26 protein-coding genes are annotated in these 23,237 nt (G+C 45.8%); 19 read left to right on the top strand and 7 right to left on the bottom strand.

Annotated features, from left to right (window positions below; all coding sequences use genetic code 11):
* Window positions 1–9 precede the first annotated feature (9 nt).
* The 3 genes from bioB to QUA56_RS17010 all read left to right on the top strand — a co-directional run bounded on the left by bioB (window position 10) and on the right by QUA56_RS17010 (window position 2,731).
* The gene (gene bioB / locus QUA56_RS17020) at window positions 10–1,053 is read left to right on the top strand and encodes a biotin synthase BioB (protein WP_333359602.1); all 1,044 of its coding nucleotides are present in this window, start codon (window positions 10–12) and stop codon (window positions 1,051–1,053) included.
* 234 nt (window positions 1,054–1,287) lie between these two features.
* Window positions 1,288–1,899: a methyltransferase domain-containing protein gene (locus QUA56_RS17015; RefSeq protein WP_333359600.1), complete on the top strand. Its 612-nt coding sequence runs from the start codon at window positions 1,288–1,290 to the stop codon at window positions 1,897–1,899.
* Between the two features lie 157 nt (window positions 1,900–2,056).
* Window positions 2,057–2,731 (top strand): SDR family oxidoreductase, encoded by a 675-nt coding sequence (locus QUA56_RS17010; RefSeq protein WP_333359598.1) that lies wholly within the window; start codon window positions 2,057–2,059, stop codon window positions 2,729–2,731.
* 75 nt (window positions 2,732–2,806) lie between these two features.
* Here the strand turns inward: QUA56_RS17010 and QUA56_RS17005 are convergent, their stop codons facing one another.
* Window positions 2,807–3,286, bottom strand: coding sequence for a hypothetical protein (locus QUA56_RS17005; RefSeq protein WP_333359596.1), 480 nt, complete (start codon window positions 3,284–3,286; stop codon window positions 2,807–2,809).
* A gap of 447 nt (window positions 3,287–3,733) precedes the next feature.
* Here QUA56_RS17005 and petN point away from each other — a divergent pair, with 447 nt between their 5' ends.
* From petN to QUA56_RS16990, 3 genes are all read left to right on the top strand, one after another.
* Complete coding sequence (petN, locus tag QUA56_RS17000; protein WP_071883976.1) at window positions 3,734–3,823, top strand: cytochrome b6-f complex subunit PetN; 90 nt, start codon at window positions 3,734–3,736, stop codon at window positions 3,821–3,823.
* Between the two features lie 91 nt (window positions 3,824–3,914).
* Window positions 3,915–4,508, top strand: coding sequence for a DJ-1/PfpI family protein (locus QUA56_RS16995; protein WP_333359593.1), 594 nt, complete (start codon window positions 3,915–3,917; stop codon window positions 4,506–4,508).
* Between the two features lie 116 nt (window positions 4,509–4,624).
* Window positions 4,625–4,879: a DUF167 domain-containing protein gene (locus QUA56_RS16990; RefSeq protein ID WP_333359592.1), complete on the top strand. Its 255-nt coding sequence runs from the start codon at window positions 4,625–4,627 to the stop codon at window positions 4,877–4,879.
* 192 nt (window positions 4,880–5,071) lie between these two features.
* Here the strand turns inward: QUA56_RS16990 and QUA56_RS16985 are convergent, their stop codons facing one another.
* Window positions 5,072–5,962 carry an ABC transporter permease gene (locus QUA56_RS16985; RefSeq protein WP_333359590.1) on the bottom strand — a complete coding sequence of 297 codons (891 nt, stop codon included), beginning with the start codon at window positions 5,960–5,962 and terminating at the stop codon, window positions 5,072–5,074.
* A gap of 152 nt (window positions 5,963–6,114) precedes the next feature.
* On the opposite strand from QUA56_RS16985, the gene QUA56_RS16980 reads away from it, so the two are divergent.
* The 4 genes from QUA56_RS16980 (at window position 6,115) to QUA56_RS16965 (ending at window position 7,504) form a co-directional block, all read left to right on the top strand.
* Complete coding sequence (locus QUA56_RS16980) at window positions 6,115–6,345, top strand: hypothetical protein (RefSeq protein ID WP_333359588.1); 231 nt, start codon at window positions 6,115–6,117, stop codon at window positions 6,343–6,345.
* A gap of 113 nt (window positions 6,346–6,458) precedes the next feature.
* Complete coding sequence (locus QUA56_RS16975; RefSeq protein ID WP_333359586.1) at window positions 6,459–6,665, top strand: type II toxin-antitoxin system HicB family antitoxin; 207 nt, start codon at window positions 6,459–6,461, stop codon at window positions 6,663–6,665.
* Window positions 6,658–6,915 carry a type II toxin-antitoxin system HicA family toxin gene (locus QUA56_RS16970; RefSeq protein ID WP_333359584.1) on the top strand — a complete coding sequence of 86 codons (258 nt, stop codon included), beginning with the start codon at window positions 6,658–6,660 and terminating at the stop codon, window positions 6,913–6,915. The genes QUA56_RS16975 and QUA56_RS16970 overlap by 8 nt, the downstream gene beginning before the upstream one ends.
* A gap of 106 nt (window positions 6,916–7,021) precedes the next feature.
* Window positions 7,022–7,504 (top strand): DUF433 domain-containing protein, encoded by a 483-nt coding sequence (locus QUA56_RS16965; RefSeq protein ID WP_333359582.1) that lies wholly within the window; start codon window positions 7,022–7,024, stop codon window positions 7,502–7,504.
* A 106-nt stretch (window positions 7,505–7,610) separates the two neighbouring features.
* On the opposite strand, the gene QUA56_RS16960 is transcribed toward QUA56_RS16965, so the two are convergent.
* Both QUA56_RS16960 and QUA56_RS16955 read right to left on the bottom strand, forming a co-directional pair.
* Window positions 7,611–8,141 carry a hypothetical protein gene (locus QUA56_RS16960; protein ID WP_333359580.1) on the bottom strand — a complete coding sequence of 177 codons (531 nt, stop codon included), beginning with the start codon at window positions 8,139–8,141 and terminating at the stop codon, window positions 7,611–7,613.
* 33 nt (window positions 8,142–8,174) lie between these two features.
* Window positions 8,175–8,687, bottom strand: coding sequence for a hypothetical protein (locus QUA56_RS16955; protein WP_333359578.1), 513 nt, complete (start codon window positions 8,685–8,687; stop codon window positions 8,175–8,177).
* Between the two features lie 418 nt (window positions 8,688–9,105).
* On the opposite strand from QUA56_RS16955, the gene QUA56_RS16950 reads away from it, so the two are divergent.
* Window positions 9,106–10,509: an NB-ARC domain-containing protein gene (locus QUA56_RS16950; RefSeq protein ID WP_333359576.1), complete on the top strand. Its 1,404-nt coding sequence runs from the start codon at window positions 9,106–9,108 to the stop codon at window positions 10,507–10,509.
* A gap of 128 nt (window positions 10,510–10,637) precedes the next feature.
* Window positions 10,638–11,255: a Uma2 family endonuclease gene (locus tag QUA56_RS16945; RefSeq protein WP_333359574.1), complete on the top strand. Its 618-nt coding sequence runs from the start codon at window positions 10,638–10,640 to the stop codon at window positions 11,253–11,255.
* A 250-nt stretch (window positions 11,256–11,505) separates the two neighbouring features.
* Here the strand turns inward: QUA56_RS16945 and QUA56_RS16940 are convergent, their stop codons facing one another.
* Window positions 11,506–13,035 (bottom strand): YifB family Mg chelatase-like AAA ATPase, encoded by a 1,530-nt coding sequence (locus QUA56_RS16940; protein ID WP_333359572.1) that lies wholly within the window; start codon window positions 13,033–13,035, stop codon window positions 11,506–11,508.
* A gap of 258 nt (window positions 13,036–13,293) precedes the next feature.
* Between QUA56_RS16940 and QUA56_RS16935 the strand changes: the two genes are divergently transcribed.
* The 3 genes from QUA56_RS16935 to lnt all read left to right on the top strand — a co-directional run bounded on the left by QUA56_RS16935 (window position 13,294) and on the right by lnt (window position 17,340).
* On the top strand, window positions 13,294–13,641 hold the full coding sequence (locus tag QUA56_RS16935) for a histidine triad nucleotide-binding protein (protein ID WP_333359570.1): 348 nt from the start codon (window positions 13,294–13,296) through the stop codon (window positions 13,639–13,641).
* Between the two features lie 548 nt (window positions 13,642–14,189).
* The gene (gene psbA / locus QUA56_RS16930) at window positions 14,190–15,272 is read left to right on the top strand and encodes a photosystem II q(b) protein (protein WP_333359568.1); all 1,083 of its coding nucleotides are present in this window, start codon (window positions 14,190–14,192) and stop codon (window positions 15,270–15,272) included.
* A 316-nt stretch (window positions 15,273–15,588) separates the two neighbouring features.
* The gene (lnt, locus tag QUA56_RS16925) at window positions 15,589–17,340 is read left to right on the top strand and encodes an apolipoprotein N-acyltransferase (RefSeq protein WP_333359567.1); all 1,752 of its coding nucleotides are present in this window, start codon (window positions 15,589–15,591) and stop codon (window positions 17,338–17,340) included.
* A gap of 255 nt (window positions 17,341–17,595) precedes the next feature.
* Here lnt and QUA56_RS16920 read toward each other — a convergent pair whose 3' ends face one another.
* Window positions 17,596–18,501, bottom strand: coding sequence for a bestrophin family ion channel (locus tag QUA56_RS16920; RefSeq protein ID WP_333359565.1), 906 nt, complete (start codon window positions 18,499–18,501; stop codon window positions 17,596–17,598).
* A 371-nt stretch (window positions 18,502–18,872) separates the two neighbouring features.
* Here QUA56_RS16920 and recJ point away from each other — a divergent pair, with 371 nt between their 5' ends.
* Window positions 18,873–20,969: a single-stranded-DNA-specific exonuclease RecJ gene (gene recJ, locus QUA56_RS16915; protein WP_333359563.1), complete on the top strand. Its 2,097-nt coding sequence runs from the start codon at window positions 18,873–18,875 to the stop codon at window positions 20,967–20,969.
* Between the two features lie 106 nt (window positions 20,970–21,075).
* Here recJ and psb30 read toward each other — a convergent pair whose 3' ends face one another.
* Window positions 21,076–21,216, bottom strand: a complete 141-nt coding sequence (psb30, locus tag QUA56_RS16910; RefSeq protein ID WP_333198166.1) for a photosystem II reaction center protein Ycf12/Psb30 — start codon at window positions 21,214–21,216, stop codon at window positions 21,076–21,078.
* Window positions 21,217–21,706: 490 nt separating this feature from the next.
* Here psb30 and QUA56_RS16905 point away from each other — a divergent pair, with 490 nt between their 5' ends.
* From QUA56_RS16905 to QUA56_RS16895, 3 genes are all read left to right on the top strand, one after another.
* On the top strand, window positions 21,707–22,075 hold the full coding sequence (locus tag QUA56_RS16905) for a YkgJ family cysteine cluster protein (protein ID WP_333359561.1): 369 nt from the start codon (window positions 21,707–21,709) through the stop codon (window positions 22,073–22,075).
* Between the two features lie 74 nt (window positions 22,076–22,149).
* Window positions 22,150–22,473, top strand: a complete 324-nt coding sequence (locus tag QUA56_RS16900; RefSeq protein WP_333359559.1) for a hypothetical protein — start codon at window positions 22,150–22,152, stop codon at window positions 22,471–22,473.
* A 231-nt stretch (window positions 22,474–22,704) separates the two neighbouring features.
* Window positions 22,705–22,992: a YggT family protein gene (locus QUA56_RS16895; RefSeq protein WP_332948930.1), complete on the top strand. Its 288-nt coding sequence runs from the start codon at window positions 22,705–22,707 to the stop codon at window positions 22,990–22,992.
* The last annotated feature ends 245 nt before the right edge of the window (window positions 22,993–23,237 follow it).

Genomic DNA, 23,237 nt, shown 5'->3' with positions numbered 1-23,237 from the left:
ATTTTAGTAATGAATTTACCCAATTGGAACGATTTGGCTGACGGCGCGCTGGCGGGCAAATGTCTCTCTCGCGAGCAATCTTTAGCCGTATTGCGCGCACCGGATGAGGTTTTGCTGGAACAACTAAACGCAGCTTATCGGGTGCGCCGCCACTACTGGGGAAACCGAGTCAGGCTGCACTATTTGCTAAACGCTCAAAGCGGCCTTTGTCCCGAAGATTGCCATTATTGTTCTCAGTCGAAAATTTCGACTGCGGAAATTGAGAAATATCCGCTTTTAGCTAAGGAGAAAATTCTGGATGCGGCCCAACGCGCAGCAGATTTAAAAGCAGGTACGTTTTGTTTGGTGATTTCGGGCCGCCAACCCAGCGCATCTACTTTCGATCGCGTTTTGGATGCTGTCGAGACTGTGAAGGCAAATTATAACCTAAAAATCTGCGCTTGTTTGGGATTGTTGAGCGAGGAACAAACTCATCGTTTGGCCAAGGCTGGAGTCGATCGCGTAAATCACAATCTCAATACTTCCGAATCATATCACACGGACATTTGCACCACTCACACTTTTGGCGATCGGGTTGAAACCGTCGAACACGTAAAAGCTGCGGGAATCACAACTTGTTCCGGCGGCATTTTGGGGATGGGCGAATCCGATGATGATGCGATCGATTTAGCGCTTTCGCTTCGCAACTTGGGCGTTACTAGCGTACCGGTTAACTTTTTCATTCCGATTCCCGGTACGCCATTTGCAGATGTGAACAGGTTAACTCCCCGCCAATGTTTGCGAATTCTCTGTTTGTTCCGATTTTTGCTTCCCAGCCAGGAAATTCGGATTGCTGGGGGACGGGAAGTGCATTTGCGATCGCTGCAACCTCTCGGACTCTACCCCGCTAATTCTATCTTTGTTGGCGATTATCTGACGACTCCCGGACAAGCTGCACATCAAGATTGGGACATGATTCGAGATGCAGGATTTGCGATCGAATCCCCAGAAGGTTCTCTCTTAGAAGTTGATTCAGCAGTTGCCAAATCCGAACAAAAAACCCTGGTTGTTTAACTATTATAGTAGTTTTCAATCGAATGAAATAGAGTAGGACACGGCAGTGCCGTGTCCCTACCTAATATCTCTACTTCACGCTTACGCATGGGGGAGAGAAACCGGGCTTTATGACGTAGCAAGTGCCTCAGCCTTAAGTTCTTAGATTGTAGCCAGAAACCCGGTTTCTACGGTTGACATTCTTCAATCTAAAATCTAAAATCTAAAATCTAAAATCATACAAGGGGGGAAATTGTGGACAAACGCGAAGAAATTACGATCGCAGAATACCAGCTAACTGCCGAATCTTTCCGAGAAGGAACTTGGCATCACGACGTATCCCAAAATCGATCCGCACTGACGGCTGCCATGCCCCGCAATCCCGGTAAAATTCTCGATATAGGATGCGGGCCGGGACGAGATTTAGTAGCGTTCAAGAGCCAAGGACACACAGTTGTCGGCTTAGATGCAACTCCAGCTTTTGTAGAAATAGCTAAGAAGTTATCGGGATGCGAAGTTTGGCAGCAATCTTTTCTGAATCTCGACTTGCCAAATGCAGAATTTGACGGTATTTTTGCCAATGCTTCCCTGATTCACGTTCCCAGCGACGAGATGGTGAAAGTGCTGCAAAATTTGCACAAAGCCTTAGTTGTTAGCGGTGCAATTGTCATGTCAATGTGCCGGGGAAATTGGGAGGGATACGACGAGCGGCCAACCGGAAAACGCTATACTGCCGGATGGGAATATGATACTTTAGCGCCTTGTTTGGAACAAGCGGGATTTGCAATTGTCGATCGCTACTATCGCCCACCCGGCTTACCCCGCGAAGCTCAATCTTGGGTAGTAATGGTAGGCAGAAAAATCTAATATAAATCGGGAATTGACAATCTTTCCCCTCTCTTCCTCTGCGCCCTCTGCGCCCTCTGCGGTAAAAAAAAACTAATTCACAAATTGACAGAGGATTGTTATATAATACTCCACAGTCAAGAAAACCAATTTGTGCACCAATTAAATCCAAATTAATATGACAGAGAAATTCCACATTTTTTTAGCGGGTGCTAGTCGAGGCGTCGGCTTAGAAATCGCGAGATGTCTGGCAGCACAAAAGATGCAAGTAACTGCACTTTTGCGATCGCCCGCAACCAGCACCGAATTAGAAACCACGGGCATCAAAGTCTTGACTGGCGATGCTTTGGATGCAGCGGCTGTGGAAGCTGCGATGGCAGGAGGCGATCCAATTCATGCCGCAATCAGCACAATTGGCGGCTTGCCAAAAGATGGAGAAAGAGCCGATTATTTGGGCAACAAAAACTTGATTGATGCGGCTGTCAAAGCAGGCGTGCAAAAATTTATTTTAGTTTCATCCATCGGCAGCGGGAACAGTGCCGCTGCTTTGCAACCGCAAGTTTTGGAAACTTTAGGCCCGGTGTTAATTGAAAAGGAAAAAGCCGAAAATCATTTGATAGCAAGCGGGATGATTTATACAGTGATTCGTCCCGGCGGACTCAAATCGGAACCTGCAACAGGCAACGGTATTTTAACAGAAGATTGTCGAGTTGCTGGAACTATTCACCGGGCGGATGTAGCGCAGCTAGTTTGTCAGTGTTTAGTTTCTGATGCTGCTAACAATAAAGTTTTGTCGGCGGTAGACAGGCAAATGCTTTACGGCAATCCAGAATTTGAGGTATTAAATCTGTAGATGATTCGGCGATTGAAATCGCTACTACACAAACGAAGTCCGCCTGCGCGGACTAAGAAATAAAGCCGATCGCACTCAAGAATCGAAAGGCTTAATCCACGATCGCCCGATCGCCCAATCCAAAATCAAACCCGCGATCGCAAACAACACCACACTCTCGGCACCGCGAACAGCAAACGGCAATAACTCCTGTAGGGCGGGCATCTTCCCGGGTTCAAAAAACAATCCAGCATCCAACTGTCCAAAAGCCCGCACCAACCCAAAAGCCAACACCGCGCCCGATTTAAGCTGCGGATTAACATCTCGGCGAATCGCATAGCGGTAAGTCACGCCGAACAAAAAACCGCCCAAAAGTGCGATCGCCCCTCTCAAGGCAAAATTTAGGTCAATTTCCCTTACCTGCAAACTCGCCAGAGAATCCAACCTATCCGCCAGAATAAAGCTATTACCAAGGGCGATCGCCCCAAAAGCCAGCAAACAAGACAAAGCAGCAACACTCCCTGCCTTCAAAGATTCTACCCGTTCAGCAGCACTAAAATTTGACGAGTCCTTCACGGTGCCCTCATTTCAAAAATGGCTCAAATTGACTTATCATCAGAAAATTGGGTAGAAACCTCGTCCTTTTAGGACGGCTTTATATTACAATATAATTGGTCAACGACCCACCCGAGACGATGGATCAAACAGCCTATACGAGCGAAGTTCAGCCTTGTGCTGGCGGCGAAGCAAAATCGGTAGACCGGGAAAAGAGGATAGGGCAATGGTAAACATCCCTAGAATCAAAACTACGAAGAATTCCGTTTGGTATTTGATACGTAAAAACCGCAGGGCTTGCGGGGTTAGTCTGTGGAGCGAACATAAGACCAAATCTCTTTTAGGGTGGAGGCAGTGGCGAAGAAGCAGAAATTCAAATCGTGAGGTTTGGGAATCCCCGTACCTTCAGGTCGGGGTGGATGTCAAAAGGGTTGAAGTCACTTTGTACAGTTTGTTCAATAAATAGCTATGGATATTTTGTCACTCGGTTGGGTTTCGGTGCTAGTTCTGTTCTCCTTCTCAATTTCAATGGTAATTTGGGGACGCAACGGTTTCTAGATTCCAGAATAGCTTGCGGGGCAGGCTTTTTAACAGCCCCGCATTTTTTAAAATCCTATTTAACACACTCAAAATAACAGGAGTTGCAAACATGACAGCCAAAAAAATCTTAATGTTAGTCGGCGACTTTGTAGAAGACTACGAAGTAATGGTTCCCTTCCAAGCACTGCAAATGGTAGGTCACACCGTCCACGCCGTCTGCCCGGAAAAAGCCGCCGGCCAAAAAATTCGCACCGCAATTCACGACTTTGAAGGCGATCAAACCTACACTGAAAAACCCGGTCACAACTTCACTTTAAATGCCACTTTTGACGAAATCAACCCGGCAGACTACGACGCTTTGGTTATCCCCGGAGGACGCGCCCCAGAATACATCCGCCTCAACGAACAAGTGCTGCAAATTACCCGTTACTTTGCCAACAGCAAAAAGCCGATCGCATCTATTTGTCACGGCTTGCAAGTCCTAACCGCCGCCGGCGTACTCGAAGGCAAACGGTGCACTGCATACCCCGCTTGCAGCCCCGATGTACTCCGGGCCGGCGGCAAATATACAGAAGTTCCCGTTACCGACGCTGTAGTCGATGGCAACTTAATTACTGCCCCCGCGTGGCCGGCTCATCCTAACTGGCTGGCTGAATTTCTGAAAGTTTTAGGGACAAAAATCGAACATTCAGATAGTCATTAGTCATTAGTTATTAGTCATTAGTCATTAGTTATTAGTCATTAGTCATTAGTCATTAGTTATTAGTTATTAGTTATTAGTCATTAGTTATTAGTCATGAGTTATTAGTTATTGGTCACATGACTATTTTCACAGTCAAAGTTAAACCGAATTCCAAACAGCAAAGCATCGAAGAACAACCTGACGGCAGTCTCACAGTACATCTCAAATCGCCGCCCGTTGAGGGTAAAGCCAATCAAGAATTAATCGTGCTGTTGGCGAAAAAGTTTAAAGTGCCGAAATCGGCGATCGGCATTAAATCCGGTTTTTTCTCCAGAAATAAACTTGTGGAAATTGCGATCGAACCTGCAACTTATACTAATTCTGAAAAGTAGCGATCGAGATACAGCGTATTCCAGATTGATGAAGTGTAGGGACACGGCAATGCCGTGTCCCTACGGGGATAGAATAATCTGGGGCGGTCTTCATAAATGTCGAATCTGCTGTAGGTTGTACGCAATATCTGTAGGGACAAATATCGGCATTGCCGTGTCCCTACAATTGACAGTGCAGGTTAAACGATCGCCCTAAGCAAACCTGCGTCTCAGCAGCGGTTGAATGCTCAGCAGCGCTACGACATCAAAGGCTAGCAATACTAACAGCGCTCCTCCAAAGGTAACATTACCCCAAGGAGCTTGCATCACGACACTTGCTAGCGACCAATCGCTGTTTAAGTACAAATAGCGAATGGGTTCGATCGCGTAACTCAGAGGATTGAGAGTCACCACAACTTGCAGCCAGTGAGGCATAAACGACAGCGGCGCGAGGGCTGTGCTGGCAAATAACAGCGGCAAGTTAGTAACAAAAATTACCGCTATTAATTCTACGTGACCGGGAAGAGCAAAGGCTAAACCTAGACTCAAACCGGTGACGCCCAAAACTAACAGCAGGACAATCAGGGCGATCGCCCCGAGTCCCGCCATTCCGGGCAATCCCGATCCCAAAAAGGCTCCAGCCGTAACGATTGTCCCCGTTTGGATAAAGCTGAGGGTGACGATAAAAATCGCAGAAGCCAGGACGATCGAAAATCTCGAAGCCAGCGGCGCGACTAACAAACGGTTGAGAAATCCGAATTCGCGATCGAACATAATCGGCAAACCGGCATTCAGGGCTCCGGCAAACGCAGTAAAAACGATTACACCAGCGCCGAGAAATTGTCCGTAATTTTGGCTTTCGCCGAACAAGCCGGCGGGAGCATTTTTAAACAGAGCTCCGAATAAAACCAACCACATCAGCGGCTGAATAATTCCTGCAACTAGCGTCGAGGGGCGGCGCTGCAATTGAATAAACAGGCGCTTGGTTAATGCGAGTGTTTCTTGAATGAAGTCGCCCAGCAGGGAACTGTTCGAGGCTGTAATAGCCGTTGAGGGCGATCGCTGCTGCTTGAGGTTGTTGGGGGATGTAACAGTACCGCTCATAATTGCTTGCGCTGATTTTGATTAAATCTAACTATCTTTACAGTAGCAAGTCTGGAGGTATTGGTGGTGTTGGGCGGGCGATCGGTCTAAAATTGAGAATAAGCTCATCAAATATGCTAAATAAAAACTTGATTTATTAGGAGGATAAAGCTATGTCATCAAGGGCGATCGCCACTTTGGTCAAAATCATGGAATCTTTGCCGGAAACTCTGCAAGATAGAGTGGTTGAACACCTGCGAGAATATATTGAAGATTTAAGGGATGAAGAGCAGTGGAATTTATCTTTTCAAAACACACAACAATCGCTGATTGTGGCTGCAAAACGTGCCAAACAGGAAATTTCCGAAGGAAAAGCACAGCCATTAGATATTGAGCAATTATGAAATCGGCAAAAGGCGATCGCACGCTTGCTCAAGTCAGGACTCAAGGAAGGGGGATCGCGACTGAAAAACGGTGCTGGATATGCTAAATTGAGTATGGAGAATTTGGCAAAAAAATGTCTTGTACTTTCACGGCAATTGTTTATTGGGAAGAGGATGTTTATGTAGCCGAGTGTCCTGAAGTGGGAACGGCTAGCCAAGGAGAAACGATAGAAGAGGCGATCGGCAATCTCAAAGAAGCAACGGAACTTTATTTAGAAGAATTCCCTCTGCCTAAAACTTCCCCCCGTCTGCTAACTACATTTGAGGTATTAAGTGCCTAAACTACCACGAGTTAGCAGTGCGGAAGCCATCCGGGCTTTGGAACGCTTAGGCTTTATTCAAGTACGGCAGCGAGGCAGTCATGCTATTTTGAAGAAACAACTACCGATCGAGGATGAGTCGAATCCTCAAGGCGCGATCGAGGTTGGCTGTGTAGTACCAGTGCAGCGCAAAACTTTGGCAGTTGGAACCCTCAAAAGTATTCTAAATCAGGCAGGGATTTCTGTTGAAGATTTTTTGAGAAATCTTTAGATATATTGAAAGAGGCGATCGTACTTCACTCAAGGAAGGGCGATCGCACTTGCTCTGACAGTGCTATCCTATAAGAGAACCATCAGACATTGGCGGGGAAAAAATCTTGTCAACTATCACCGATATAGGCACTTTAATTAGCCGCAATCCTGAGATACACGGTGGCTGTCCGATTATTGCCGGGACGGGTGTTACAGTCCGCCGGATTGCTATTTGGTACAAGCAAGGTTTGAGAGCAGAAGAAATTGCCGATCGCATCGGGCATTTAACTCTCACTCAAGTCTATGCCGCTTTGACTTATTATCATGCTAACCGAGATGAAATTGATGCTGACATTGCAGCGGAAGCCGCAGAAGGCGATCGAATAGAAGCATTGATTTCCGCTCATCGTCAGATTCAAAAGCAGCCCATCGATATAGCTTTAGAAATACCAACAAGAGCCGACTGTCCCAGCCGCCAAGAATTTATGAAATTGCCGCTAGAAGAGAGGCGAAACATTCTAGCAAAACAAGCTGAGGCAATGTTGCAACATTACCAGGAAGATAAAGAATGGCAAGAATTAGAAGCAGGAGATTTAATAGACTGCTAAAGTAGAGTATCAGTAGTTACTTATGAAGGGCGATCGCACTTGGTTTAAGTAAGGGCGATCGCAGACTTACAACTTAGTATTCCCAGGTTACGCAGTCAGAAGGCAGTTATGGTTTTGCAGCTTTAACCACATCCTCAACCATTTTAATCGCCTCTTTGATTGCTATTTGACCGCTTTCTACGGCCCTAATTAAATCCTGAGCGTCTTTCGGGCTAATTAAATTGAGCCTGACGGGTTCTTTCAAGGAAACAATAAATTTAGTTTTATCGCTGTCTTGCAGCTTAGAGGATCTTTCTTTGGCTTCAACATCTCTTAGCTGTTCTTTTAACTGTTTAAGCATTTCTGCTTGTTTTCCCTGGTCAAAATTGCCATCAAATAACATTCGTTTTACCCCTACAAGAGCAGCAGCACCTAAAGCTGCACCGCCAACAACTAATCCTACGGGAGGTGCAACGGCTACTAACCCAAATAAAAATGATGCACCACCGAAAGCTGCCACCGCCGCACCAGCACCGGCAGCCCCCACTACACCAATGCCAATATCTGCTAAAATCCCTAATTTATCATGTGGGTTTTTTTCCAGTTGCTCTATTGACTTCAGAATTTGCTCTTTGGTTGGCGTTTTATTTGCAGACATATTAGACCTCAATCTTTTTGCTAATTTGGGCAATTAGGCAGTGATGACGTTGCGGAAAATTGTATTGAAAACGTCTATCAGTAGTTTAAAAAATGCTTTGGCAATCTCAATCATGTCTTGAGCAATTCCAATAATTCCATCATCAGACACCTCTTTGCCTTGGGCAAGTTTATCGAGTCGGTGGCCGGCAATTGCACCAATTGGGATACCCAGCGCTGTTGCCAAAGGTGCTAATAACGGGCCGACAAATGGTATCGAATTTGCCAAAATTCCTACAGCGGCGCCAACAGCAGCCCCTATAACTAAATTGGGATGCGCTTTGACAAATTCTATGATTTTAATCAGGAGAATTTTACCGATGAATAAAACTTTGTTAGCAGCTTTTTTCGTGTATGTGGCGAGTTCATGCAGCCGCATCGAGACTTCATGCGGCAAGCCCATATCATTTAACCAGACATACAAGTCGCTGCTACTCATTGCATCAGCATCGACTTGCCAGAGAGCCATTTTTAAATTAGCTTGCGGTAGGGATAATGCACTAGACATGATTTCTTTCCTATGGTAACTTAGAAAATATTTACGAACATTTCACGAGGCGAAAAGCCCCTAGACATTGCTCACCGATCCAGCAACATTGCGAGCAACTTCTTTAACCGCTGGAGTAGCGGATGCAGCCACATTTTGAGCAACTTTTTTAACCGTTAGGGATGGACGGTGCTATCTGGCATAGTTGCGCCAGTCAGATTTACATTGTTAAAATCTTTGAGGTTGCCTAAGATTGTTTTAAAGCCCGTGATTAAATTTTAATTTAATTTTTATGTATTGGAAAGTAGGAGAATGTCACAATTTGCCAGGAGTTAATAAAATTAGCGAGCCGTTAAAAGTCATATTTTGTCCTTCTTAGCCATAAAACGTCAGAAAAAGTCTGATACAATAGATAAAACCTCCTACATTTACCCAATAAATGGATGTTCAAGAACTCTTAAGGTTGGCCGATGGCTTGGTGTTCGCTAAGACCGGCAAACGATTGGACGATCTGCAACAGGCAGTAGTACGGGGAACGTGGCAAGGTAAAAGATACTCCGAAATTTCTAAAGAGGTTCATTGTACTGAACGCCATGTCAGAAATATTGCCTCAAAGTTATGGCAAACTCTGTCAGAAATATTAGATGAAGATGTAATGAAATCAAATTTGCGCTCCACAATGGAGAGGTATCAAGTTTCTCACAATTCTAATTTCCTCAATTATAATTTTTTAGAACAGGGTAACATCAACTTCTGCACAGAAACGCCACACCCTCCAACAACTCCCCAAAACTCACCCCCAACGCAAACCTCAAATGAAGACAACACCCAACAGAAACCGCGACTCGATTTAAGAGATGCACCGGAGCTCAAAACCTTCTACAACTACCCCAACTCACCCCTCACCGCCCTCGAAAACTCGATCGCCCGTCAAAACTGCAGCCTCCTCACCATCACGGGCATGGCAGGCACCGGCAAAAGTGCGATCGCCCGTCACCTCATCCCCCAAATTCAAACTCAATTCGATCGCATCATCTGGCGCAGTCTCCGCACCTCCCCACCCCTAGAAACAACCCTCAAAAACCTCATTCAATTTCTCTCAAATCAACCAGAAATTAACTTTCCCGCCAATATCGATACTCAATTGTCAATACTGATAGAAACATTGCGCGAAAATCGATGTCTGATCGTACTCGATGACGTACAGCAAATTCTCAGCAGCGGGCAACTTGCAGGAAATTACAAACCCGGATATGAAAATTACGGAACCCTATTTAAACTCCTCGGCGAAATTCCCCACAATAGCTGCTTAATCCTCAATAGTTGGGAACCTCCCTCAGACATCCTCACATTCACCGACGATAATTCAGCAGTATGTTTGTTGCAGTTAACCGGTTTAGGTGAAGCCGCAACCGAAATTCTGAGAGAGAAAGGTTTATTGGATGAAGAACAATGGCCAGAATTGATTGAGCTTTATCAAGGCAATCCCCTCTGGTTAAAATTAGTTGCTCAAACAATTAACAACTTATTTGGCGGTAGAGTATCTCAATATTTAAGCTATCAACCAGTATTTTCAAGCGATGAATTGACACCGATATTGCAGCAGCACTATCAGCGCTTGTCGGAAATAGAAAAACAGGCGATCTGCCTAATCAGCAATGAAAGTGAACCTGTTTTACTTACCCAATTGATGGCAAACTGTCAAGGGTCACAAGGCGAATTATTCAAAGCAATTCAATCTTTAGCAAGACGCGGAATGCTCGAAAAATTGAGCTATGAAGCTGAAACAGTTTTCAGGATTCCACCTGTGTTAAAACAGTATGTTAAAATGGTGGCAGAATAGCTGGGCCCTTTATTAATCGGCGGTTTAAACCGCTCCTTGTCAAACGAAGTCCGCCTTCGCGAACTAAGAAATAAGAGGGATATCTAACAGGACTTTGTATTATAAATATAGCTAAATGAGAGCCAAATATGACCGCAACTCCTACCAAACCTAAACAAATGCTCACCTTCGATCGATTCATCAAGCAACTTCCCGATGAAGACGGACGCTATGAACTTGTTAATGCAGAAATTGTTAAAATCTTACCAACAATCAGACTGCACGAAAATATAGCTGATTTTATTGAAAATACATTCCAAGACGAGGTAAAAATATTCAACCTGAATTACAGGGTATCTGGCAGAATTGTAGTCAGGACTTTAACCCCGAATGGTAAAGAACAAGGCCGCCATCCCGATCTTACTGTAGTAGACAAAACCCTCTGGGAATCGCAGCCTTTCGCCCCCTCAGCCCTAACTGAACCCCCACAATTAGTTGTGGAAGTTGTCTCAACAAATTGGGAAGATGATTATATCGACAAGCTGGATGAATATCAGCGGCTGGGAATTTCTGAATATTGGATTGTCGATTATTTAGCTTTGGGCAGCAGAAACTATTTAGGCAACCCGAAAGAGCCGACTGTTTTTGTTTATCTACTTGATGAACATGGGGTTTATAAAATGACTGCTTACCGAGGAACTGAGCGAATTATATCCCGAACTTTCCCAGAATTAGCGCTGACAGCAGAGCAAGTTTTGGATGTCTAAAAATTGTTACCAAGGCAGATACAACAAAACTCTTTTCCACTCCGATTGTGGCTCTTCCGTACTTAGTGTGCCAAACTATTAATTTAAGTAGTTAAAACCCAATCTAGGTATGAATCGCAGTAAAAAATTGCTCCAAATTAACTAAAGTAAGACCGGAAATCTTTGCTGTGTAAAAATTTATGCCATTAATTTCAGATAAATGAGCAGCGGTAAGTACGGAAGACCCAAAAGATCGCCAATCCACCTTACCTTACTGCATCCGATCGATCGTCCGATACTGCACCGCTTCCCCCACATGATTCGTTTTCAAGCTTTCATCCCCCGACAGATCGGCTATAGTTCTAGCAACCTTCAAAATACGATCGCTAGCCCTAGCCGAAAGCCCCAACTTCCGAATCGCCATCTCCAATAAATTCCGAGAAGCATCATCCAACTGACACCACGTGTTAATGTGACTGCTTTGCATTTCCGCATTACAGCGCAAACTAGATTCCGACTGAAAACGGCGAGTAGCGATCGCCCGCGCCCGCTGCACCCTCACCCGCACCGGTTCCGACTCCTCCCCTGTAGGCTGTCGCGTAATTTCCTCCGGTTTCAAACGATTAACCGCCACTTGCAAATCGATCCGATCCATCAAAGGCCCCGAAAGTTTAGCCCAATATTGCTCCCTCTTTTGCGGCGAACAAGTACACTGCTGGATCGAATCGCCGTAATAACCGCAAGCACAAGGATTCGTACTCGCAACTAAAGTGAATTGCGCCGGAAACATCACCGATTGTCTAGTCCGAGAAATCGTCACATAACCATCTTCCAGCGGTTGTCGCAAAAACTCCAAAACATCTCTTTTAAACTCAGTTAATTCATCCAAAAAAAGGATGCCGCGATGTGCTAAAGAAATTTCACCCGGACGCGGGAAACTGCCGCCACCTACCAAAGAAGGGCCAGATGCCGAATGGTGAGGACTGCGAAAAGGCCGATCGCTCACCAAACTTCCCTTATCCTTCAACAACCCAGCCACCGAATGAATCTGAGTCACATCCAAAGCTTCCTCAAAAGTCAGCGGCGGCAAAATACCCGGCAAACGCCTCGCCAACATAGTCTTACCGCTCCCTGGCGGCCCCACAAAAATTAAATTGTGTCCCCCCGCCGCCGCAATTTCCAAAGCCCGCCGCGCGTGAATTTGCCCCTTTACATCCTTTAAATCTAAACCGGGAATGCGCCTTTTTGCTAACTCTTCTCTACCGTTTACTTGTACCGGCGAATAAACTTGAGGATTGTTCAAAAAATCAGTAACTGCAAAAATATTCTCAAAACCATAAACAGATATGCCGTGTACCAAAGCCGCTTCTGCCGCATTTGCCATCGGTACAATCAATCCCAAAATACCCATTTTTTGAGCAGCAGCGGCGATCGGCAAAACCCCAGCCACAGGCCGCAAACTTCCATCTAAAGAAAGTTCCCCCAAAAATAAATAATCTCCCAAAAGCTCAGGGCTGACTTGTTCCGATGCTGCTAAAATGCCAATGGCGATCGGCAAATCAAAACTCGGCCCTTCCTTCCGCAAATCCGCCGGAGTCAAATTAATCACAATACTCCGCATCGGAAAAGCATATCCCGAATTTTTTAGCGTCGCCTTAACCCTTTCTTTAGCTTCTTGTACCGCAGAATCCGGCAACCCCACAACCACAATTTTCGGCAGTCCCCCCGATACATCAGCCTCGACACCCACCTTTACCGCGTCAATTCCTACGATCGATGCACTCCAAACCCTAGCAAGCATTTTTCTTTATCCTTAATTTGCCTGTCCTTGATTCATCATCTATTATGATTAACAATGACTAATGAATATCGGAAGAGGTAAGAAAAACTTTTCTTGCCTCTTCCTTTTCTCTTCTTCCTTCTCTCCTGCTGCGTCTTCCCTCTTCCCGACATCCGTTACATCCGTTACATCCGTTACATCCGTTACATCCGTTACATCCGTTACATCCGTTACATCCGTTACATCCGTTACATCCGTTGCCGAACTTCGTTAACACCCATGACAACTCAAGAAACGCTTTTCAGCAAAATCATCCGCAAAGAGATTCCCGCAGACATCGTTTATGAGGACGACTTGGCCTTGGCGTTCAGAGATATCCATCCGCAAGCGCCCGTCCACATCCTCGTCATTCCCAAACAGCCTATTCCCAAATTAGCCGATGCCGAGTCGGGAGACAATGCTCTCATGGGACACCTGCTGCTGACTGTCAAACGGGTAGCAGAACAACTCGGACTCAGCAACGGCTATCGCGTCGTCATTAATACCGGCAGCGACGGCGGCCAAACTGTAGACCACCTGCACCTTCACATTCTCGGCGGTCGGCAGATGAACTGGCCCCCAGGCTAAAGGCTAATTTTTACGCATAACTTGCGGACTCATCCTCAGAAACCCGGTTTATTTCTATTGCCAAGCGCCTCAGAAACCGGGTTTCTTTTTGGTCAATAAACCCGGTTGATGGCACAAGATTGAGAATGCAGCCCGATCGCACTATAAACCCGGTTTTCAGTATTCTCCCGATAAAAATTTACGCTCACCGCATCCACCAGCGATATGTGAACAAATATTAAAAATAATCTCTTCAATACCTAATTAAGATATCTTTAAATAGAAAGAAAATCGCTCTGAACAACAATAATTTGACCGAACTGCTGAACCCACCTAAATACAATATATTCAGTTCTTCAGACCGCTATATTTAACCCGTTCGGCGTTTAATTTTACTTTGTAAAAGACTACAAAAATTTACTAAAAATTTAGCTTTTGTAAATGTTTGTAAAATATTTAAATAGTAACCACTAATCCCTTGGCAAACTTTAGTGAATAGTGTTACTAATATAAGCGTGGGGCATCCCCACAATGAACCTTGAAAATTCAATTAAGCAATCATAAACCAAATGACAACAACCTTACAGAGTCGTGAAAGCGCCAACGTTTGGGAACGTTACTGCGAGTGGGTAACTAGCACGGATAACCGCATTTATGTGGGTTGGTTCGGGACTCTGATGATTCCTACTCTGCTGACAGCCACCGTCTGTTACATCATCGCCTTCGTCGCTGCTCCTCCAGTGGACATCGACGGCATCCGCGAACCAGTAGCTGGTTCCTTGATGTACGGCAACAACATCATTACTGGTGCTGTTGTGCCTTCGTCTAACGCGATCGGGCTTCACTTCTACCCAATCTGGGAAGCAGCTTCCCTCGATGAGTGGTTGTACAACGGCGGCCCTTACCAGCTCGTAGTTTTCCACTTCCTCATCGGCATTTTTTGCTACATGGGCCGTCAGTGGGAACTGAGCTACCGCTTAGGAATGCGTCCTTGGATCTGCGTAGCCTACTCTGCACCTGTGGCGTCTGCTACCGCAGTATTCTTGATTTATCCGATCGGACAAGGCAGCTTTTCTGACGGTATGCCCTTGGGTATCTCCGGCACCTTCAACTTCATGATCGTGTTCCAAGCCGAGCACAACATCCTGATGCACCCCTTCCACATGTTGGGAGTAGCTGGTGTCTTCGGTGGTTCTTTGTTCTCTGCAATGCACGGTTCTTTAGTTACCTCTTCTTTGGTTCGCGAGACAACCGAAACCGAATCACAAAACAACGGTTACAAATTCGGTCAAGAAGAAGAAACCTACAACATCGTCGCAGCCCACGGCTACTTCGGTCGTTTGATCTTCCAATACGCGAGCTTTAACAACAGCCGTTCTTTGCACTTCTTTTTAGGTGCATGGCCAGTTGTCGGTATCTGGTTGACCGCTTTGGGTATTTCCACGATGGCCTTCAACCTCAACGGTTTCAACTTCAACCAATCGATTATCGACTCGCAAGGTCGCGTGATCAACACTTGGGCTGATGTCATCAACCGCGCTAACTTGGGTATGGAAGTTATGCACGAGCGCAACGCTCACAACTTCCCCCTCGACTTGGCTGCTGGTGATGTTACCCCAGTAGCAATGGTTGCTCCTTCCATCAACGGCTAAATTTAGCTTTTGATTAACAAAAAGCGCTCCTAGAAATAGGGGCGCTTTTTGTTTTGGCAAGTAGAATTTAACTCAGATGTTGCACCATTCTCAACAAGCCTTTTATGGGCGGGCAGGATGCCCACCCCACAAGAAATACACTCTTCGCTTCACAGGCATCTTGCCTGTTCTTGAGAATGGTGTAAGATGTGAGATTTAAGAGATTTCCTGCCGTTAAATCTGTTCAATCCGTTAAATCCCGTAGACTGCTCGTTGCCGAACTTCCCGATCGATCTGATATATTGATTAAGAATTATTATTTTTAGCAATCATCAAAGTGGCGATATTTAACAGGCACAAATTTGAAAAACTCGCGGTTCATAAATCTAAAACATTAGCCTGGACGATCGCACTTTTTAGCGGCATTTTGATGGGATTGACAACCGCACCAGTAAATGCTTGGCTGTTGGCTTGGGTAGCATTAGCTCCCCTGTGGGTTTTGGTTGTCAGTTATCAAAAGCCAAAAATACAAGAACAAAAACAAAAATTTCTCTTTCTTCCTTCTTTCCTCAAAATCCATCCGTTACATCCGTTACAGAATCCGTTGCCGAACTTCCTTCTTCCTTCACTCTGGGGAATTGGCTATCACGGATTAGCTTTATCTTGGATTATGGGAATTCACCCGATGACTTGGTTGGGAGTTCCTTGGTGGCCGAGTTTGGCGATCGCACTTTTTTGCTGGGCATTCATCACCCTCTGGGGAGCCGCATTAGTCGCCGTTTGGGCGTGGCTATTTGCGATCGCAATTTCCAAAATTAGTGGCACAGGCATCTTGCCTGTGATTTCCCCAAAAATTAGTGGCACAGGCATCTTGCCTGTGATTTCCCCAAAAATTAGTGGCACAGGCATCTTGCCTGTGATTCGCGTTTTAATTGGCACAGCTTTGTGGTGCGCCTTAGAAAGTATTTGGAGTACAGGTTCGCTGTGGTGGACATCACTATCTTACACGCAAAGCCCGCACAATTTAGCAATATTGCACCTCGGTCAACTCTCCGGGCCCAGCGCAGTAACAGCCGCTATTGTAGCAGTAAATGGCTTAATTGCAGAAGCTTGGCTCGAAGGAAGAAGGAAGAAGGAAGAAGGAAGAAGGAAGAATTGGATTGCTTATATTTTGCCTGCGAGTCTGTGTTTAGTTTTGCATATAGCAGGATGGAGTTTGTACAACCGTCCCTTAATTCAAGAAGCGGGAACCTCATTAAAAATTGGCATTATTCAAGGCAATATTCCTAACGAGATTAAGTTTGAATCAGGGGGTTGGCGGCGAGCTTTGGAAGGTTACACCACTGGATACAAACAGTTAGCAGACAGAAAAGTCGATGCTGTGTTAATTCCAGAGACAGCTTTGCCTTTTATCTGGACAAACGAGTATCAGCGTTCTACTCTTTCCTTTTACCAAGCTATTCTCGAACGCGGTGTGGTGGCTTGGATTGGAGGATTCGGACAGCAAGACAATAGTATCACTAACAGCTTATTCGCGATCGATCGCACGGGAGAAATTATCGGCCGCTACGATAAACTAAAGCTAGTGCCTTTAGGCGAATATATCCCTTTTTACGAAATTTTAGGCGGGATTATTAATCGGCTTTCTCCCTTAGATGCTCATTTAGTACCCGGAAATTCTAAACAATTGTTTGATACCCCGTTTGGCCGCGCCATTGTCGGAATTTGTTACGATTCGGCGTTTGCGGAAAATTTCCGATATCAGGCGGCGAATGGAGGCGAATTTATGCTCACAGCTTCCAACAATGCCCATTACAAACCGCCGATGCTGGCTCAGCATCACGCTCTCGATGTAATGCGGGCAATTGAAACGGATAGATGGGCAGTTATCGCAACTAATACGGGTTACTCTGCTTTTGTAAATCCTCGCGGCGAGACGGTTTGGAAGTCGGGAATTAATACTTATGAAGTCCGAGATGCTACTATTTATCGGCGGCAAACTCGGACTTTGTACGTGCGGTGGGGAGATTGGCTGACGCCTTTATTGTTAGTATTGGCTGGGTTAATGCGGTTGATTGTTAGAAATTAACGTTAGTAAAGAGTTTTCTGGTGGGGCAGGGGCGGGTTTATTAAATCTGTTTGCACTGTGAAGATTATTCGTGAACCCGCCCCTACAGTTCACTCATTGCTTAGGTGCGTCGCTCACTCAATTATCAATTTGTTTCAGTAATTTTCAATAGCGACGCACCCTACAGTTACTAACAACTAACAACTAACAACCAATAACTAACAACCAATAACTAACAACTAACAACTAACAACTAACAACTAACAACTAATCATTCTACTTATCTTTCACGCGAGCGTGAATGCTAGGAGATAAAGAAATTAAATCGTCGATATTGCGCTGCATTGTAGCACAAATGCTGTCCAAAGGCAAATCATTGGTATCGTGCTCGAAGGGATTTTCTATTTCAATGCCGATTTCTTCGATGCCGAACAAAGTAAAACTAATTAAAGCTACAACTGGGCCGGTTCCCCAAGCCAAATCGTTCACCATCTGAAAGGGTAGTGCCAAACAGTAAAGCAACAATAGTTGTTTCAGGTGAATCGCGTAAGCCATAGGGATAGGCGTCTTCAAAATCCGCTCGCAGCCGCCTAATACATCAATCATAGAGTTGATCAACTCCTTCATACCAGTTAACTGATAGACATCGAGGCAATTGCGTTCGTACTGCTCGTGCAAGTAATCCTCAATCCAAAAGGCAATTTCTAGCGGGGGATTGTTGATCGATTTGAGCTTTTGGTACTGCGCTGGGGACATTAACGGCTCTAATTCTGGATTTACTGATTCTTGCCGCAAGTGCAGTTTCATCGCCACTGCAAAGGCAGGTAACAGGCGCAGGACTGACTTTTTGAGTTCGATATCCTGCGGGTCTTTTTCCTCAATTGCTACCCAGATTTGGCGCGCCAAATTGCGGACGTTGTTGATTAAAGTACCCCAAAGTTTTCGACCTTCCCAAAATCGGTCGTAGGCTGTATTGGTCCGAAAAACTAACAGTAAACCCAGGACAATACTCGGTACAATACTCGACAAAATGGGCAAGGAAACCGGCCAATTTAAAAAGTGCAGTAGCGCAATAAAAACTCCAAAGCCACCGCACAGAAAAACGCGGGGCAAAATTGAGAGAATGACAGACCCCCGAACCTGTAATGCAATTTTAAACCAAGGCGGTCGATCGCCACTCATGCAAGTCTCCTGATTAAATTAGCACTCAGCGCCCTAGCGCGGGCGGCGAAAATGCCTGGTAAACTTAGTTCTGCGGCTGCCGCCAGTCGATTGGATATTCGAGATTTTAGATTGACTCCACAGATAAATCTGGCTGGTTTGAACTTTTGTCTAAAATTTTTTGGTCTCCACGACTGCTATCGGGGGCTTGTATCCCTATTTGGGTGGGGTGAGGTATTCCGAAAAAAGCTTTCCTAGAAACAACCTTTGGATTTTACCCAAAAAACTCATATTTAGCCTCAATCTAAAATCTAAAATCTAAAATCTAAAATTGATGGACTGAGGCACTTAATTCGGTAAAATTAACTATGTATCTTTAGACCTCAGCTTCCGTGCAAGAGCTACCGACATCTGTGCCCCCGCATTTTCACCGATTGCCGAACCAACGGTGGCAAATTTATTCGCCTCAAACACAGCAAGCCGAACAGTTCGCCGCCGAAATCGGTTTGTCGCCCTTGCTGGCACAGGTGCTGATTAACCGGGGCATCGATTCTGTTAAAGAAGTGCAAGGGTTTATCGAACCGGAATCTCTGGTTTTGCCCGCGCCAATGGATGAGTTTCCCGATTTGGCTGCTAGTGTCAAACTGTTGCGGGAAGCGATTTCGGGAGGGCAAAAAATTGCGATTTGCGGCGATTACGATGCTGACGGGATGACGAGCACGGCTTTGTTGCTGCGAGCTCTCAGGGCTCTGGGCGCGAATGTGGATTATGCTATTCCCAGCCGGATGCGGGAAGGTTACGGGATTAACGATCGCATTGTAGAAGAATTTCACTCCGAAGGTGTCGCTCTCATTCTCACGGTTGACAACGGAATTGCAGCTTACGGCCCGGTTGCCAGAGCGCGAGAACTCGGTGTCAAAGTTATTATTACAGACCACCACGATTTGCCGCCAAAACTGCCGCCTGCCGATGCTATTCTCAACCCGAAATTAATTGCAGAATCTTCACCTTATCGCGGTTTGGCTGGCGTAGGCGTTGCTTATGTTTTGGCGATTACTTTGGCCCAGGATATGCAGAAAGTTGGGGGGTTGGTGAATCCGCTGCTGGAGTTATTTACGCTGGGAACTATTGCGGATTTAGCGCCTTTGACAGGAGTTAATCGGCGCTGGGTGAAGCGGGGTTTGCGGCTGTTGCCTCACTCGCAATTGGCGGGTATTCAGGCTTTGATTCAGGTGGCGGGAGTGCAGCCGGGAAGTGGGGAAAGTTCCTCAATTCTCAACTTGCAAAATAAAACTAAGAATTCCTTAAAGCCTGAAGATATTGGTTTTAGGCTCGGGCCCCGGATTAATGCTGTGGGGCGGCTGGCTGACCCTCAAATTGTGATAGAGTTGCTGACGACGGACGATCGCGAATTGGCTCTCAAAAACGCGATGCAGTGCGAACAAATCAATCAGCGCAGGCAGGAATTGTGCCAAGAAATTGAGCAGGAAGCCATTGCTTGGTGTGAGAAAAGTGCGATCGACTTGCAGCAGGAACGGGTTTTAGTTGTCGTGCAGCCCGGTTGGCACCACGGGGTGATCGGGATTGTAGCTTCTCGGTTGGTGGAACGCTACGGCGTACCGGTTTTTATCGGTACTTTTGAGGATGAGGCTGGCGAGAACGATGCTGTAGGGGCGGTTTCGCATAAAATCATCCGGGGTTCGGCGAGGGGAATTCCTGAGTTTAATGTATTTGACGGGCTGAATTTTTGCGCGGATTTATTAACTAAATTTGGCGGACACAAAGCGGCTGGCGGTTTTTCGATGCCGGCGGATAATCTCGAACAATTCCGCAATCAACTGTCAATTTTTGCTAATCAATGTTTGCAGCCGGAACATCTCAAGCCGCTGGTTTCAGTTGACGTGCGGGCAGATTTGGCTGAGATTAATCTCGACCTTTACCGACAAATTGATGCTCTAGAACCTTGCGGGATTGAAAATAAGGCTCCTGTATTTTGGACGCCTAATGTTTGCATAACTGAACAGAAAATTGTCGGTAAAGGAGGTCACGTTAAACTAACTGCAACTCAAGATGGAAAAGTATCGGCTAGTGTGAAGGCGATTGCTTGGCGTTGGGGCGAATATTTTCCTTTGCCTCGGCGGGTTGATATTGCTTACCGATTGCGGGAAAATAGTTTTAATGGCAAGACATCGGTTGAGTTAGAATTGTTGGGTGTCCGGCTGCCCGCAAGTGCTGCTAGTTCCAGGCCGCCGATGTTCGGAAAAGTGGAGTTTGATTATTGCGATCGCACTTATTCTTGCAGTCTGTCTCCCGCCGGATCGATCGAGGAATTGAGAATTCGCAACTCTCAAGGGCAAGTTTTGGCTGTTGCACCCGGACAAAACATCGGTTTGTTAGGCAACTCCCGTAAAGATGCTAGAGAAGTTGATGTATCTCTACCTTTTTTTGAGAATTTGATTCAAACTGCTAAACACGCCCTCGGTATTTGATAAGAAAGCTCGTGCAGCAGGGAAAATTGGCGATCGAGCGTTTTGAATTTTGAATAATTTAAAACTCTAAACTCTCAACTCTCGATCGCCCCGGAGCGTGCTAAAATTACAAGTCGCCGCCTTTAGCTGCCAGCAGAAAAATCACGATCGGGCCCGAAAGCACGACGGCTGCTAGTAAAGCTACCTGAATAATGAGTTGGTAGTTTATACCGCCCAGGCCGCTGAAAAGATCGGTTATAAAGTCCATGTGTCCTCCTGACTGTAGTGAGTAAGTCTAGATTGTTGAATTAGAAAATCCGCTTCTGATTTTACCGGGCTATCGTCCCTATTTTTTAAGGAACTTTACAAAATTCAACAAAATGTAAACTACGATCGACCTCCCAGTCATTCGATTTTAGATTTGAGATTTGAGATTTTGGATTGACCCCAGGGATAAATTCGGGGGACGCAAGGATTTTCAATTTTCGATTTTGGATTGATTCCACGGATAAATCACGTGGCGGGTACCACATTTGAAAGTCTTGGTCACAGGGAACTGCGGACTTGATGCCCCTTCCCGGAAAGCGATCCGAATCTAAAATCTCAAATCTCAAATCGCACCGCCCCTTCGGAGATCCGCCTCCGGCGCTGGCAATTGATATACTTAAAGAGCCTTAATCTCCTAAAGTTTGGCATTTTCCACATAATCCTCCGAATCTAAAATCTAAAATCTAAAATCTAAAATCTAAAATAAAACTATGGCTACTTGGCGTTGCGTAAAGCAGTGCGGTGCTTGTTGTTACCTCGATCCAACAGAACGCCCTGACTTAGACGAGTATTTATCTGAAGACGAATTAGCGCTCTACTTGAGCTTAGTCGGAGATGACGGTTGGTGTATCAATTTTGACAAAGCGACCCGAGAATGCGGAATTTATGCCGATCGACCGCGCTTTTGTCGGGTAGACTCAGAGGTGTTTCACGATATGTACGGCGTTGAGCCGGCCCAATTGAACGATTTCGCGATCGACTGCTGCTTAGAGCACATTGAAGACCTTTATGGCGATCGATCTTTGGAGATGATCCGCTTCAACAAAGAAGTCGGAATTCTCACCTTACCTGACAACTAACAATCTCCCGGTTTCTCACCGGGAGAGTGTCAAAATAAACAAATCAAGGAAATATCACGCAGTTGAGTTGAGCCATGAGCAATCGAGAGGGTTTTACAGGGGGATTTATTGCGGGAGCCGCAGTTGGTGGCTTGGTGGGTGCAGTTTTGGGCGCGGTGCTGTCGCGGCGCGCTGCTGAAGCTTTGCTGAGTGAACCTTCAGACGCAAAAACTAGAAAACTCCGCCAGAGGAAAGCCAGCCAACTCGAAGCCGAAGGAATGGAAGTAGCAAGGCTGAGTTTAGAAGATAAAATTGCCCAGCTAAATCAGGCAATAGATGACGTGCGGCTGCAACTCGGCGACGTAAACGGCAACGCACAGGCCCACAACAGCGAGGGTTCGATCGCCCAAGACTCCTGAATCAATTTAAAATTTTAGATTAGTCGGGCAGATCGATGCGGGCTACTCACGCCCCGAGCACCATTCTCGCTTAACGGGCCTTTCTGGCCTGTGAAGCCAAGAGCGAGTTTTATTGTGACCGTTGCTCTTCTAGCGCGCCCGTAAACAGCCTCATGCTCCCCCTCTCCCCCACCTATGCTAAACTTAAACTTAAAGCGTCTGTAAACTTTACTCAAACTTCAACCAGAATATATGAGTTATTCCATAGGCCTTTTGGCAACCACGCTAGCGACATTTCTGCAAATCTATGTAGTCCTAATGATTTTTAGGGTGCTTTTAAGCTGGTTCCCTAACATTAATTGGTACGACCCCCCGTTTTCGATTTTGAGTCAGTTAACAGACCCTTACCTCAATCTATTCCGATCGATTATCCCCCCCCTAGGAGGGATTGACTTTTCGCCGCTGATTGCGTTTTTTGTACTTCAGTTCGGATCGGAATTCTTGATCGGTCTTTTGACCAGCTTGCAAACAGCATTGTAGTTGGAAAAGCTTAAGTTTTTAAGCCTCTAGCCTAAATTGTTGGGCAGACCTAGCTGCCGGCAACTAAATTTTAGATTTGAGATTTTGTCATGAACTCCCCGGTTGAAAAGCTGGGGAGTTACTCGTACATTACAGTTGATATCAATTCCGGTGGCATCGGAATTATATAGTGCGAGCGTCTCGCTCGCGGCATAGGTCGTTCGCTATGGACGACGTGAGCGCTCGTAAAAAACGCTTTTTACCAA

The sequence above is a fragment of the Microcoleus sp. N3A4 genome (assembly GCF_036701805.1).
Lineage (GTDB): Bacteria > Cyanobacteriota > Cyanobacteriia > Cyanobacteriales > Microcoleaceae > Microcoleus.
This window is presented reverse-complemented; position numbering and strand designations above follow the sequence as displayed.

Coding starts and splice junctions, on each gene's coding strand:
- QUA56_RS16955 (WP_333359578.1), bottom strand. CDS start 8,687: ATGTCTAGTGCATTATCCCTACCGCAAGCTAATTTAAAAATGGCTCTC.
- QUA56_RS16940 (WP_333359572.1), bottom strand. CDS start 13,035: ATGCTTGCTAGGGTTTGGAGTGCATCGATCGTAGGAATTGACGCGGTA.
- QUA56_RS16895 (WP_332948930.1), top strand. CDS start 22,705: ATGAGTTATTCCATAGGCCTTTTGGCAACCACGCTAGCGACATTTCTG.
- psbA (WP_333359568.1), top strand. CDS start 14,190: ATGACAACAACCTTACAGAGTCGTGAAAGCGCCAACGTTTGGGAACGT.
- QUA56_RS16935 (WP_333359570.1), top strand. CDS start 13,294: ATGACAACTCAAGAAACGCTTTTCAGCAAAATCATCCGCAAAGAGATT.
- QUA56_RS16905 (WP_333359561.1), top strand. CDS start 21,707: ATGGCTACTTGGCGTTGCGTAAAGCAGTGCGGTGCTTGTTGTTACCTC.
- QUA56_RS16950 (WP_333359576.1), top strand. CDS start 9,106: ATGGATGTTCAAGAACTCTTAAGGTTGGCCGATGGCTTGGTGTTCGCT.
- QUA56_RS16975 (WP_333359586.1), top strand. CDS start 6,459: ATGTCTTGTACTTTCACGGCAATTGTTTATTGGGAAGAGGATGTTTAT.
- QUA56_RS16945 (WP_333359574.1), top strand. CDS start 10,638: ATGACCGCAACTCCTACCAAACCTAAACAAATGCTCACCTTCGATCGA.
- QUA56_RS16995 (WP_333359593.1), top strand. CDS start 3,915: ATGACAGCCAAAAAAATCTTAATGTTAGTCGGCGACTTTGTAGAAGAC.
- bioB (WP_333359602.1), top strand. CDS start 10: ATGAATTTACCCAATTGGAACGATTTGGCTGACGGCGCGCTGGCGGGC.
- QUA56_RS16900 (WP_333359559.1), top strand. CDS start 22,150: ATGAGCAATCGAGAGGGTTTTACAGGGGGATTTATTGCGGGAGCCGCA.
- petN (WP_071883976.1), top strand. CDS start 3,734: ATGGATATTTTGTCACTCGGTTGGGTTTCGGTGCTAGTTCTGTTCTCC.
- QUA56_RS16960 (WP_333359580.1), bottom strand. CDS start 8,141: ATGTCTGCAAATAAAACGCCAACCAAAGAGCAAATTCTGAAGTCAATA.
- QUA56_RS17010 (WP_333359598.1), top strand. CDS start 2,057: ATGACAGAGAAATTCCACATTTTTTTAGCGGGTGCTAGTCGAGGCGTC.
- QUA56_RS16980 (WP_333359588.1), top strand. CDS start 6,115: ATGTCATCAAGGGCGATCGCCACTTTGGTCAAAATCATGGAATCTTTG.
- psb30 (WP_333198166.1), bottom strand. CDS start 21,216: ATGGACTTTATAACCGATCTTTTCAGCGGCCTGGGCGGTATAAACTAC.
- QUA56_RS16985 (WP_333359590.1), bottom strand. CDS start 5,962: ATGAGCGGTACTGTTACATCCCCCAACAACCTCAAGCAGCAGCGATCG.
- QUA56_RS16990 (WP_333359592.1), top strand. CDS start 4,625: ATGACTATTTTCACAGTCAAAGTTAAACCGAATTCCAAACAGCAAAGC.
- QUA56_RS16920 (WP_333359565.1), bottom strand. CDS start 18,501: ATGAGTGGCGATCGACCGCCTTGGTTTAAAATTGCATTACAGGTTCGG.